The organism is Kolteria novifilia (assembly GCA_007748055.1).
Classification (GTDB): domain Bacteria; phylum Planctomycetota; class Planctomycetia; order Kolteriales; family Kolteriaceae; genus Kolteria; species Kolteria novifilia.
The window spans coordinates 4,281,523-4,294,754 of record CP036279.1; the positions used below are offsets into that span (position 1 = coordinate 4,281,523).

Annotated in this window: 8 protein-coding genes; 6 read left to right on the forward strand and 2 right to left on the reverse strand. The window is 62.1% G+C overall.

Annotation, left to right across the window (positions count from 1 at the left end):
• Positions 1-27 precede the first annotated feature (27 nt).
• Positions 28-1,290, reverse strand: a complete 1,263-nt coding sequence (locus Pan216_RS15695; protein ID WP_419192583.1) for a GNAT family N-acetyltransferase — start codon at positions 1,288-1,290, stop codon at positions 28-30.
• Positions 1,291-1,670: 380 nt separating this feature from the next.
• Between Pan216_RS15695 and glgX the strand changes: the two genes are divergently transcribed.
• Positions 1,671-3,848, forward strand: a complete 2,178-nt coding sequence (glgX, locus tag Pan216_RS15700) for a glycogen debranching protein GlgX (protein ID WP_145259184.1) — start codon at positions 1,671-1,673, stop codon at positions 3,846-3,848.
• A 121-nt stretch (positions 3,849-3,969) separates the two neighbouring features.
• Positions 3,970-5,340, forward strand: a complete 1,371-nt coding sequence (locus Pan216_RS15705; RefSeq protein WP_145259186.1) for an efflux RND transporter periplasmic adaptor subunit — start codon at positions 3,970-3,972, stop codon at positions 5,338-5,340.
• A gap of 186 nt (positions 5,341-5,526) precedes the next feature.
• On the opposite strand, the gene Pan216_RS15710 is transcribed toward Pan216_RS15705, so the two are convergent.
• Positions 5,527-6,324: an AraC family transcriptional regulator gene (locus Pan216_RS15710; RefSeq protein ID WP_419192584.1), complete on the reverse strand. Its 798-nt coding sequence runs from the start codon at positions 6,322-6,324 to the stop codon at positions 5,527-5,529.
• 473 nt (positions 6,325-6,797) lie between these two features.
• On the opposite strand from Pan216_RS15710, the gene Pan216_RS15715 reads away from it, so the two are divergent.
• The 4 genes from Pan216_RS15715 (at position 6,798) to Pan216_RS15730 (ending at position 13,226) form a co-directional block, all read left to right on the forward strand.
• On the forward strand, positions 6,798-7,100 hold the full coding sequence (locus Pan216_RS15715; RefSeq protein ID WP_145259187.1) for a hypothetical protein: 303 nt from the start codon (positions 6,798-6,800) through the stop codon (positions 7,098-7,100).
• Positions 7,101-7,212: 112 nt separating this feature from the next.
• The gene (locus tag Pan216_RS15720; RefSeq protein WP_145259190.1) at positions 7,213-8,196 is read left to right on the forward strand and encodes a DUF1559 domain-containing protein; all 984 of its coding nucleotides are present in this window, start codon (positions 7,213-7,215) and stop codon (positions 8,194-8,196) included.
• A 257-nt stretch (positions 8,197-8,453) separates the two neighbouring features.
• A complete protein-coding gene (locus tag Pan216_RS15725) occupies positions 8,454-11,648 on the forward strand; it encodes an efflux RND transporter permease subunit (protein WP_419192585.1) in 3,195 nt (1,064 codons plus the stop codon).
• Between the two features lie 408 nt (positions 11,649-12,056).
• A complete protein-coding gene (locus Pan216_RS15730; protein ID WP_419192586.1) occupies positions 12,057-13,226 on the forward strand; it encodes a glycosyltransferase family 4 protein in 1,170 nt (389 codons plus the stop codon).
• Positions 13,227-13,232: the final 6 nt, after the last annotated feature.

A 13,232-nucleotide genomic window follows, 5' to 3' on the forward strand; every position in this document is an offset into this window, starting at 1 on the left:
TCGAACGGTTCGCCAACGCCGGAGTCCTCAGCCCCACGTCCCGGTCGCGGTCGGCTGCACCGGAAAGAGCACCTCCATCACTCGGCGTAGGTCCGGTGCGATCTCCAGCCCGGTGAGCACCGAGGCGGCCGGGGCCAAACCGAGCACCAGCGTCAAGAATTGCTGATGGCCGAGAGAGAGCGTCGGCCCCTCGACGTCGTCGGGCGTCACGCGAACGGTCTCTCCCAATTCGATCCCCAGATTCGTCCCGTCGATGCGAAGGGTGAACGCCGACGTTTGCCCTCCATGGCTCGCGTTCCAACGATCGGCCAACTCTGCCGAGATCTTCTCGAGCAAACGGCGCGGGTCGAAGAGATGAAGCATGTTGCCGGTCGCGGCGTTGAAGAGTTCGACCTTCTCGAACAGCAGGCCGTTGTCGGCGAGAATCCGAAAGAGACGTTCGTCCCATGGCAGTCTGGCCGTGACCCGCCGCGCCCCGCGAAGGTGGGCGTGCCAGAGTACGTACCGAAAGAGCGTGCCGACCGCCTCGGGCGTCTCGAGGTCCAGCGCGACCTCCTGCAAGTTGACCGACGCCACGAAGTCATTGATGTCCGCCCCAAACATGTGGCTCGCGAGGTAGCCCCGAATCGCCTCATCGTCCTCATAGACCAACGGCCAGGGTTCGCCCAATTCGGGAGTGAACGGGCTCATCGGCGCTTGCGACCACTCGGCCAGCGACCCGGTTCGCCCTTCGTTGAACGACCGCATCAGCGCCTTGCACGCCTCCCCGTCCGCGGCGGGGTTGTACTGCCGAACGCGCTGAAATGCCGGGTCGTTCGGCTGGAGCACATCGGCGAGGGTCATCTCGACCGTCCCGGCCTGAAGGTGGCGCAGCGGAAACTCGACGAATCGTCTGGGAAAGGGAACCCATCCAAAGCGGCGGTAAAAGCGGACCAGCCCACTCAGGCGAGCGAGGTCGTAGCCCTCCTCGCGCAGGGAGTCGACCAAATCGATCATGAGCTTGCTGCCCAAGCCCTGACGTTGGTGCTCGGGAAGAACCGAGACCTGCCCCAGGTAGGCGAGTTCGATGCGCGAGCGACCGATCCGCAGTCCGTGCCGGCTTACGCATGCCGAGCCGATCACGCGGCCATCGCGAATCATCAGCCGAAAGCGAAAGAGTTCCCGCGAGACCAGTTCCCTGGCCTGTTGCCACTTCGCCGACTCGCGCAGCAGGTGAAAGGCGGATGTCAGCACCTCAAGCACAGCGGGCCCATCGGTCGCCCTGGCCCAACGAAACTCGACATCCACCACGATCGATCACCTCACGATTCCGCTGCCGTCCCCAAGGAACGTAGGATCGTCGACTCGGCACGGTGGACAGGTCGCGATCCGATCCGAATCGTCCACCGCCGGCGCCCTCCCTCGCGCAAGCGGAGAGGACGTCGTCCTCTTGACTTGTAGGCGCCTCTCTCGATTCTTACACCCCCGGCGCGCCAGACGAACCCCATTCTCCCCTTCGGCCCGGCGAAAAGAGGAAGCCGATTCACCGATTACGATGTCCTTGACGGGAACGGCGCCTGCTTGCTCGTCCTCGGGACGTCCATAGAAATGGGGCCCAAGGAGGGAACGTCCTCGAGACCACTTCGGGGCACGGTTCCCGCACGTTCGCAGTGGACCATTCCGAGTCAGGCATGAAGAGACGATCGTCCTCGGAAGGGGAAAACGCCATCTCCGAAACGAGTGACGAGACGGAGCCCCTCTCCTTCGGCCCTCCCCCATCGGTCATCGGTGGCGCTATTCCGCATGGCGGCGGCACGCAGTTCACCCTGTTCAGTCGCCATGCCGACGCGGTGACACTGCTGCTGTTCGACAAACCGGACGCCGGTCCCACGCGCGAGCTACGTCTCAATACCCAACGAAACAAGCGCGGCGACCTTTGGTCGATCTTCGTCCCAGGCGTCGGCGTCGGCCAGCTCTACGCCTACCGCGTCGCCGGTCCGAACGAACCCGAACACGGCCATCGCTTCCACAAACAACGCGTCTTGCTCGATCCGTGGGCCAAGGCGCTCACCAGCAACGCGATTCACAAGAGCCGCCGACGATCGGCGATCAGTGGCAGTAGCGCCGAACGTCCCAAGTGCGTCGTCGTCGGCGACCACTTCGACTGGCAGGGAACCGAACCGCCCAACATTCCGCTGGCCGACTCGATCATCTACGAAGTCCACGTCCGCGGTTTGACCAAGCACGACAGTTCGAATTCCCAGGCCGCCGGAACGTACCTCGGCCTGATCGACAAGATCCCCTACTTTCTCGATCTCGGTATCACCGCCGTCGAGCTCCTGCCGATTCACGAGTTCGATCACCTCGAGCACGCGCGTAAGAATCCCGTCGACGGAAGCTGGCTGACCAACTACTGGGGCTACAGCACCGTCGGATTTTTCGCCCCCAACGGCCGCTACGCGAAGAGCCGTCTTCCCGGCGCCCAGGTCGACGAATTCAAGACGATGGTCAGGGAGATGCACCGGGCCGGTCTCGAGATCATCCTTGATGTCGTCTACAACCACACGGCCGAGGGGAACCACCTCGGCCCGACGATCAACTTCAAGGGCATCGACAACGCGATCTATTACCATCTCGCCGACGATCGCCGCTACTACAAGGACTACTCCGGCTGCGGCAACTCGCTCAATGCCAACCACCCGGTGGTGCGGCGGATGATCGTCGAGTCGCTCCGCTACTGGGTGACGCACTGTCATGTCGATGGCTTCCGCTTCGACCTGGCCTCGGTGCTCAGCCGCGATCGTTCCGGAGCCCTGGTCTCGAATCCTCCCCTACTCGAGGATATCGAACACGACCCGATCCTCCGCGATACCAAGATCATCGCGGAAGCCTGGGACGCGGCCGGCGCCTATCAAGTCGGTCACTTTCCCGGCAAGCGTTGGGCCGAGTGGAATGGTCGCTACCGCGACGACATTCGCCAATACTGGCGCGGCGATCCCGGCAAGACGGGCGGCTTGGCGACTCGCTTGACCGGGTCGAGCGATCTCTACCAGGCCTCCGGACGCAAGCCGTTTCACAGCGTCAACTTCATCACGTCGCACGACGGCTTCACGATGAACGACCTGGTCAGCTACAACCACAAACACAACCTGGCCAACGGCGAGGATGGCCGCGACGGCGACAACCACAACTCCAGCTACAATCACGGCGACGAAGGATCGACCAAGTCGCGCCGAGTCGAAAAGTTGCGCATCCGCCAGATCAAGAACTTCCTCGCGACGCTCCTGCTCTCCCAGGGAACGCCGATGATGCTCGGCGGCGACGAGTTCCGCCGCACCCAGGGAGGCAACAACAACGCCTACTGCCAAGACAACGAAATCAGTTGGCTCGACTGGTCGTTGCTCGAAAAGCATGAAGATGTTCACCGGTTCGTGCGAGCCCTGATTTGGTTCCGCCGTCGCCATCCGGTCCTACGCCGACGCGAGTTCTTCACCGGCAAGAAGTTCCCCGGACGCGAAGTCGCCGACATCAACTGGTATGACGCCGACGCCAAGCATCGAAACTGGGACCGCGATCACCACACCCTGATGTGCCTCATCGACGGCCAACCCTCCCACGGAGAACAAGAGCCCCCCGACGACGACATCCTCATGCTCTTCAATTCGAGCATCGTGGCGTGTCTATTTACCCTGACCGCGGGCGGGGACAAGAGTCGCCCCTGGCGTCTCCTCTTCGATACCGGCAATACCTATCCCCGCGACCTCTTTCCGGAAGACCAAGGCCCTCTGATCGCCCCCGGGCGTCGCTATCCGGTCATCGCCCGTTCCATGGCCTGCTTCTATCGTCCCAAGGCCGACGCGGAGTCGTGATCGGAGCTCCGCGCCCGGCAATCTTTTCCTGGCACCAAGCGCGCGTCGTGCTACAACAGGGCTTGAGCGTTGCCGCGAACGTTCTCCTCTCGATGGCCTGACGCGACAAGGGAACTGCACCATGATGTTGGTCACGGGCTCCATGCGACGATGCCTTCTCGCCCTCACCTCGCCCCTGCTCTTTCTGGTCGGTTGCGACAGTACCCCCACGACGGTCGAAGCCCCGCCGCCGGTCGTCACGATCAGCAAGCCCATCGAACGTCGCGTCGTCGACCACGACGTCTACACCGGCCGGACCGAGGCGGTCGACCAAGTCGATATCCGGGCGCGGGTGAGCGGATGGCTCGACAAGGTCGCCTTCAAAGCGGGCGATGAAGTCAAGAAGGGACAACTCCTCTTTCAGATCGACCCGAGACCCTACAAGGCGACGCTCGAAGCCGCCGAGGCGGAAGTCGAGCGTTGGTCCGCGAAGCTCGCCCTCGCTGACATCGAATTCAAACGCTACGAAAAGCTGCTCGAAAAACGCGCCGCCAGCAAGGAGGACTACGACGTTTCCCTTGTGGCGAAGACCGAAGCCGACGCAGCCCTCCGCGCCGCCAAGGCGGAGGTCTCGCAAGCGAAACTCGATCTGGAATTCACCGGGGTCACGGCTCCGGTCGCGGGGATCATCAGTCGCGAGTACGTCACTCAGGGAAATCTCATCAACGCCGCCGGCAAGGAATCGACGCTGTTGACGACGATCGTCTCGGTCGATCCGATGTACGCCTACTTCGATGTCGATGAACGCTCGCTGCTGGCGTACCTACGCATGATGGAGGAGGACGGGGCGCGCGAACGGCGCGGCGAGGACGACAACTATCCCGTCTTTCTCGCCCTCGCCGACGAGGAGAACTTCCCCCACCGAGGCTACATCGATTTCATCGACAACCGGGTCAATCCGAGCACCGGGACGATCCGAGTTCGCGGAGTTTTCCCCAACAAGAATGGGTTCCTCAAGCCGGGCCTCTTTGTCCGGATCCAACTTCCCGTCGGTCGCCCCCACGAGTCGTTGCTTGTTCCCGAACGAGCTCTCGGGTCCCAGCAGGGTCAACGTTACGTCTACGTGGTCGACGACAAGAATGAGGTCGTCTTCCGTCCGGTGCAAATCGGACAACATGTCGGAACATTGCGGGTCATCGAGAAAGGCCTCAAGGCCGGCGAATGGGTGATCGTCAACGGCCTGTTGCGGGTCCGCCCCGGTGTCAAGGTCGACGCCAAAAAGGAGGAGATCACCGAAGAGGTCCCCGACGTGGTCTCCTTCTCGGAGAACCAGAGCCAGCCCGCGAACTCACCACCGAGCGACGACGCCAAGCCGTCGGACGAGGCATCGACGGCTTCAAAGGCGACTTCCGCGTCGACGCCCAGCGACCCTGATGCCAAGGAGCCGAAGTCTTCGTCTTCCGCCGATGCTGGCGCTACCGAGAAGACAACGAAAGCCCCCGCGCAGCAGTAGCAGTCAAGCGGGTTCTTACCGAACCTCGATCATCACAGGGACGCGAAATCGAGCGTCTTGATTGGATCATTGGTCGCTAGCAGTTCTCTTGGACGCCTTGCCTATGCTTGCCGTTGGGCTTGCGCGACTCTTCGGTGACTCAACAAGCTCTCACACCAAACGTGAACGAGGCTTCATGGAACGGGGCTAGCCTCGATGGTGACGGCGGCGGTAGCGGAGCGGCGTTTCGCCAGTGTACTTGCGAAACTGGTGGGTGAAGGCGCTCTGGTCGCAGAACCCAAAGCGATGGGCGATCGTGACGATCGAGTCGGACGTATGCACGAGGGCCGCGCTGGCCGCCTGGATGCGTGTCTTCGCCAGAAACTCCTGGACGCTCATTCCAAAGGCCTCGCGGAACTTGCGGTGAAGCTGCCGCTGCGACACCCCGACCACTTGAGCCAGTTCCGGCACGCTGATGGGTGACTCGAGGTTCTCTCGGATGTGATCGACGGCTTGGCTGACCATGGAGAACATCGAGAGGGACTTTTGGCGCCCCTCGTAGCTCTGCACTGTTCCCATTACCCCGATGATGCAGCCAGCGGTGTCTCTGACGGGAAGCTTGTTCTTGACAAACCAGTCGAAAACTCGCTGATCGTTGTACCAGATCTCGACGTGATTGATGAGGGGTTCGCCGGTACTCATGACGCGTTGATCGTCCCGAACGAACGCGTCGGCGATTTCGGTTGGAAAGTAGTCGCTGTCCTTGGTCCCGACGATCTCCGACTGCTCGGATAGGCCAAAGCGATCGAGAATCGAGCGACTGGCGTAGATCATGCGGCTCTCGCGATCCTTGACGAAGAAATACGTTCCCGGAAGGTACTCGAAGAGTTCCTGGAACTGCTGCCGCTGTCCCATCCGCTCAAAGAACGCCGTCTGAACGTCGAGGCCAGTCGCCTTGACGATGCGTCGAGCCCGTGGTTTCTTCGTTCGCGCTTTATCCGCCATGTCCGATTTTCAACAGAACGAGGCCTGTCGCTCAAGCACCTTTCTCCGCGATTGGCCGTCTCCCCCCAAGACTCCGGCGACTCCCCTGGCCTGCGGGAGATTGGTCGGTCGAAACCTCCTGGTGCTGCGTCAAACGCTGGATTTCGGGTTGCGAACCCACGATCACATCTCCCTGGCCGACCAGCCGCCAGTGCCACCCGAGCTTTTGGATCTGACAATGCACTAGAGGCAAGCAAACCGTCGCCGGCTTTCGACTTGCGAACGCGGTCTCGCCATGGTAGCGTCTTTTCCTGGCTTGGGGGCCAACCAACCAATCTCTCTTCGCGTCGGGGCCGACGTCAATGAAGTGCCTTCGTGTGCTGCGGGTCTGTCTACTCGTCTCGAGTGTCGCGTTCACTTCACTTGCTTGCGGCGGTGATGCGGGACATGGATCCGTCTCGGGGTCGGTTTCGTTCAATGGAGAACCCATCATCTTGGGGGCGGTTCAGTTCGTTCCCGCTCCTGGTGTCGAGGGTCCGCCCGCGCAAGCCACGATTCGCGATGGCGAGTATCGTCTCGACTCCTCCCGCGGTCCGGTCATCGGCCAACACAAGGTGATCATCACCGCGACCAAGAAATCGGGGAAGCGTTTCAAGAACGAGATGGGCGAGATGGAGGAAGAGACCATCCAATTCATCCCTCCCCAGTTCAACGAATCGACCGAACTCAGCGCCGACGTTCAGTCGGGTTCAAACACCTTCAATTTCGAACTCACCGGCGACGAAGCGGGCAAGTGACGCGGCAGCGGCGTCGAATGACGCGACAGCACCACCGAAAGTGATTCGGCGCCACCGATCACTCCGAACAAAACCAGACGTTGGGGCCAACGTCTACCCAGGGGAAACCACGATGTTCATTTCAGCACCAGTGCGCTCGAGAATGGGATTCACGCTCGTCGAACTTTTGGTCGTCATCGCGATCATCGGCGTCCTCGTCGGACTGCTCCTCCCGGCCGTTCAGCAGGCTCGGGAAGCGGCGCGACGCATGCAATGCTCGAACAACCTCAAGCAGATCGGTGTGGCCCTTCATAATTACCACGACGAACAAGGAACGCTCCCAATCGGCTCCCTCTTTCAGGATCACGCCTCCCCTTGGGGCTCGAACCGCACGTCATGGCTGACCCGCATTCTTCCCATGCTCGACCGAACGTCGCTCTTCGATCAAATCAACTTCAATCGCCATCCCGGCTACGGCGGCGACAACAGCACGGCCCAAGCCACCCAGATCAACGCCTTTCGCTGCCCGAGCGATCCGACCCGCGTCGTCTCGACCAGGACCGACTACGCCCCCACCAACTACGTCGCGTGCATCGGCAACGCGATCGGCGTCAATGGGGAGGGCGGCGATCCCTCCAACACAGGAAAACTCTGCCCCGCGGGCTACTGGTGCCAAGTCGCGTTCAACAACGGTCAGCAGCGGGGCGTCTTCTCCGCCAACAGCCACACCCGTTTTCGCGAAGTCTCGGACGGACTGAGCAAGACGATGATGGTCTCCGAGGCAATCGCCGGCTTCCCCCACCTCAGGGGCAGCGGCGGCGAGTTCAGCGACGCCGAGACCCGGACCTGCGTCGGCAGCAGCCCCACCACGCTCAACGATCGGGCCTACGGCTGGTTTGGTCGCGAGTTCAAGAACTGGACCTACAGTACGCTGCGGACGCCCAACGCGAAGGTCGACGACTGCATGCGTTACGACTCGCTCGGCAACTTCGCCGCCCGCAGCTATCACCCTGGCGGCGTTCACGTGCTCAAGGTCGACGGGTCGGTCGACTTCATCGGCGACAGCATCTCGTTGCCCGTGTGGCAGTCGCTCGGAGAGAAGGCCGACGGCACCTAACCATTCACCTTATCGACCAACGCGACCCGATGAGAGCCTGTCCCTTTTCCAAGGGGCGGGCTTTCGTTCATTGAGGACGTCCCCTGTCGCCTTCGCCGCCCGCCTCGACGGTAGCACTCACCCGCGACGCCGGGATCAACGATCCAGTTTGAGCGCGACTTCTGACTCCCGTCTCGCTTGAAGGGTGGCCGCGAGCCTCGTAAAGCTAGAGATGCCGCCCATGGGGCTTCCATTCCCATCCCCAGATGGATCGTCGGATGTTTTCATTCTTCTTCATTGACCGGCCGATCTTCGCGTCGGTCCTTTCGATCGTCATCGTGATCATCGGATCGGTCGCGCTGATGACCCTTCCCGTCGCGCAGTATCCGGAGATCACCCCGCCGACGGTCCAGGTCTCCACCAACTACCCCGGCGCCAACGCGAAGGTCGTCGCCGAGACCGTCGCCACCCCCATCGAACAGGAGGTCAACGGCGTCGAGGACATGCTCTACATGTCGTCGCAATCGTCCAACGATGGTCAGATGAACCTGACGGTCACCTTCGCGGTCGGCACCGATCTCGACATGGCTCAGGTCCTGGTGCAGAACCGCGTCGCGATCGCGACCCCGAAGCTCCCCGAGGAGGTTCGCCAACAGGGTGTCACGACGAAGAAGAAGTCGCCCAGCATCACCCTGTGCGTCAACCTGATCTCGCCCGACGCCCGCTACGATCAACTCTTTCTCAGTAACTACGCCGTCATCAACATCAAGGACGCCCTGGCCCGTCTTGACGGGGTCGGCGACGTCTCCTTCCTCGGCGCCCGCGACTACAGCATGCGGATCTGGCTCGATCCCGAGAAGCTCGCTTCTCGCGACATGACCGCCAGCGACGTCATCAACGCCGTCCGCGAGCAGAACAAACAAGTCGCCGCCGGACGCGTCGGCGCTCCCCCGACCCCCTCGCGCCAGGACTTCCAATACACGATCAACACCCAGGGACGCCTCATCGAAGAGGACGAGTTCGGCGACATCATCATCAAGACCGGCGCGGACGGCCAAGTCACCCGGCTGCGCGATGTCGCCCGCATCGAACTCGGCGCCAAGAACTACGAAGTCAACAGCGACTTGAACGGCGATCCCTCCGTGACCCTCGCCGTGTTCCAACTGCCCGGATCGAACGCCTTGGAGACCGCCGAGGCCGTCCGCGCGGAGATGAAGAAGCTCGAAACGAAGTTTCCCGAAGGACTCGAATACCGCATCGTCTACGACACGACCCAGTTCGTCGAAAAGTCGATCGAAAGCGTCATCGAGACCCTCTTCGAGGCGATCGCCCTGGTCTTTCTCGTCGTGCTGATCTTCCTGCAGGATTGGCGAACGACCGTCATTCCGCTCCTGGCCGTGCCCGTCTCGCTCATCGGTACCTTCGCCTTCATGGCCGGGCTCGGCTTCTCCCTCAACAACCTCTCGCTCTTCGGCCTGGTCCTCGCAATCGGGGTCGTCGTCGATGACGCGATCGTCGTCGTCGAGAACGTCGAGCGGGTCATGAACTCCAAGGGGCTCTCCCCGCGGGACGCGACCCGGGAGACCATGAAGGAGATCATCGGCCCGGTCATCGCGACGACGCTCGTCCTCTGCGCCGTCTTCGTGCCGACCGCCTTCATCACCGGCATCTCCGGCGAGTTCTACCGGCAGTTCGCACTGACCATCGCCGTCTCGACCGTCATCTCCTCGATCAACGCCCTGACGCTCACTCCCGCGCTCTGCCCGGTCTTTCTGCGGCCCAAAGGGAGCAAGCCCGATCCGCTGACCCGCGTCATCGACACGCTCTTCGGTTGGTTCTTCCGCGGCTTCAACACCGTCTTCGACAAGTCGAAGGACATCTACGGCGCGATGATCGCGCGGGTGCTGCGCGCCTCGACCATCATGCTGATCGTCTACGCGGGACTGCTCGTCTCGACCTACTTCGGCTTCAAGGCGGTGCCGACCGGCTTCATTCCGCAGCAGGACAAGGGATACCTGATCGCGATCGCCCAGCTCCCCGATGCCGCCACGCTGCAACGGTCCGAGGAGGTCATCGCCAAGATGACCAAGATGACGCTCGACGAGGATGGGGTCGGCAACACGATCGGCGTTCCCGGCTACTCGATGCTCTCCAGCACCAATACCTCGAATCTCGGGTCGCTCATCATCGTTCTCGATGAATTCAAGGACCGCGAGGGCGACGCGGCGCTGACGGCCGACAGCATCGCCGACCGGCTTCGCAAGAAGTACGCCGGCATCCAAGAGGCCCAGGTCGCCGTCTTCGGGGCGCCGCCGATCGACGGTCTCGGCAGTGTCGGCGGGCTGACACTCGAGGTCGAGGACCGCGGCGATCTCGGCGCCGAGCAACTCCAGGCGGTGACCCAGAATCTCGTCGACGCCGGCAACGCCCAGCCGGGACTGGTCGGTCTCTTCACGACATTCCGGGCCAACGAACCGCAGCTCTTTCTCGACATCGATCGCACCAAGGCCAAGTCGATGGGCGTCCCGCTCAGCGAGGTCTTCGACACCCTCCAGATCTATTTGGGCTCTCTCTACGTCAACGACTTCACCCGCTTCGGTCGCAACTGGCAGGTCAACGCCCAAGCCGAATCGCGTTTCCGGCTCGAACCGAAAGACATCGGCAACCTCAAGGTGCGAAACACCAAGGGAGACACCGTCCCGCTCGGAACGCTCGTCAGCGTTGACGAGGTGACCGGCCCGTCGATTGTCAACCACTACAACCTCTATCCTGCCGCCGAGATCAACTTCAACACCGCGCCGGGAACCAGCACCGGGCAGGCGATCGCGATCATGGAGCAGCTCTCCACCCAGCAGTTGCCGCAGTCGATGTCGACCGAGTGGACCGGGATCGTCTACCAGCAGATTCTCGCCGGCAACGTCGCCCTGCTCGTCTTCCCCCTCTCGGTCGTCTTCGTCTTTCTGACGCTGGCCGCGCAGTACGAGAGTTGGTCGCTGCCGCTGGCGATCATCCTGATCGTGCCGATGTGTCTTCTAAGTTCGATCGTCGGTGTCGGACTGTGGGGCGGCGACAACAACATCTTCACGCAAATCGGATTCATCGTTCTGGTCGGGCTGGCGAGTAAGAACGCGATCCTCATCGTCGAGTTCGCCAAGGTCCTTCGTGAAGAGGGCAAGCCGCGCGACGTGGCGGCGCTCGAAGCCTCGATGCTTCGCCTTCGTCCGATCCTGATGACCGCGTTTACCTTCATCCTCGGCGTGCTTCCCTTGATCGTCGCCGAAGGCGCCGGGGCGGAAATGCGCAAGGCTCTCGGAATCGCGGTCTTCTCGGGAATGCTCGGCGTCACGATCTTCGGTCTCTTTCTCACCCCCGTCTTCTACACCGTCGTCCAATTTTTTGTCGATCGTCCTGAGCCCCCTTCGGACGCGCCGTCCAACGAATCCCCGCCCATAGACACTTCAAACAACCCATGATATCAGCCTTTGATGGCCACACAGAATAATCTCTACGATTCACTGACTACAGCTAACACGCCATATATGTCACTTCAATCTCTTGACGTGGAATGTCATCGGCCTCGTGTTGGCGTGTAAGAACGATTTGCCAACGCGCCGATCGAGGCCTAACCTTTGACACATCGGGAGCATTCTTCTTCTCATTGGTGTCGTCCTCTCGAAGCGAACGAGCCCATTGGATTCATCCCTGCGACTCGAACGCGACGAGCGATCAACCGGGGTCCGTCGACGACTGACTAACGGTCTAACCCAGAGCCGAGGAGTCGCTCCCGAAACGCCGAGATTTGGGCGCGGGGGGTGAAGGGCGAGCCAACGACCATCGAGGTCATGCCCCCTTCGCATCAGTCGACACCATTCGATGCGGCCATGACCCTAGCACAACCAGCCGACGTCAACCTTGACGTGACAAGCGCCGCCAAGCCGCGCATCGCCATCTGCATCAGCCACTTCCATCCGGTCGTCGGCGGAGCCGAGCAATATCTACTTCGCCTCGCGCGTCGCTGGGCCCAGGCCGGTCACGAACCGATCGTCATCACGCGTCAGCAACCGAAACTACCCGACTCCGAGATCATTGACGGGATTGCCATTGAGCGGTCGATTGGGGTCATCGACAAGGGCCCGCTCTTTGGCCTCTCGTTCGTCGCGAGCCTGGCGCGAAGCCTGATCCGCTTTCGACACCGCTACGATGTCATCCTCGCGGGACAAGCTCCCTGGGAAGCGATCGCCACCGGCCTCGTCGGCCCCCTGCTCCGAAAACCCAGCGCGGTGCAGATCATGAACACGGGTTCCTTCGGCGACGTGGCGCAGTTGGAGCGTGCGAAGCTTGGATCGATGCTTCAGCGGTTCTTTCGGCGAAACGATCGCTTGCTCGCCATCTCCGAGCACGCGGCGGAAGAGCTGCGACGGATCGGGGTGCCTCGCTCGAAGATCGCGTTCCTCAGCAGTTCGGTCGACGTCGAGGCGTTCGCGCCCCCGACGCGGAGTGATCCCGAACGCGACCGGAGCGTCCTTTTCGTCGGCCGACTCGCCGACCAAAAGAATCCAACTTGCCTGCTGGAGGCATGGCGACGGCTTGGCCAACACCACGGCGCGCGTCTCCTGCTCGCCGGCGCCGGACCACTGGAGGGCACGCTTCGCGACATCGTTCGCGATCAGAAGCTCGAGTCGGTGGCGTTTCTCGGGCAGGTCGCCGACATGCCGAGCCTCTACCGCCGGGCGAGTCTGTTTGTCCTGCCCAGTCTCTCGGAGGGTTGTTCGAACGCGCTCCTGGAAGCGATGGCCTGCGGTCTCTGCCCCGTCGTCACCGACATTGGCGGCAATCGCGATGTCGTACGCGACGGCGATACGGGGCGCCTTGTCCGGCCCAATGATGCCGAGCACCTCGCCAGCGTCCTCGGGGAACTCGTTGGCAACCCCGAGGAACGTCGCCGCCTTGGCACTGCCGCCCGCGACTGGGTCTCGGCTCACCGCGACATCAAGATCGTCGCCAATGAGTACGCCGAGCTCTTTCGAGAATTGCACGTCGAGCAAGAGTAGCTCGTT

Bases quoted from the DNA above. Each gene is read 5' to 3' on its own strand.
- Pan216_RS15705 (WP_145259186.1), top strand. From the start codon at position 3,970: ATGATGTTGGTCACGGGCTCCATGCGACGATGCCTTCTCGCCCTCACC.
- Pan216_RS15730 (WP_419192586.1), top strand. From the start codon at position 12,057: ATGACCCTAGCACAACCAGCCGACGTCAACCTTGACGTGACAAGCGCC.
- glgX (WP_145259184.1), top strand. From the start codon at position 1,671: ATGAAGAGACGATCGTCCTCGGAAGGGGAAAACGCCATCTCCGAAACG.
- Pan216_RS15710 (WP_419192584.1), bottom strand. From the start codon at position 6,324: ATGGCGGATAAAGCGCGAACGAAGAAACCACGGGCTCGACGCATCGTC.
- Pan216_RS15725 (WP_419192585.1), top strand. From the start codon at position 8,454: ATGTTTTCATTCTTCTTCATTGACCGGCCGATCTTCGCGTCGGTCCTT.
- Pan216_RS15720 (WP_145259190.1), top strand. From the start codon at position 7,213: ATGTTCATTTCAGCACCAGTGCGCTCGAGAATGGGATTCACGCTCGTC.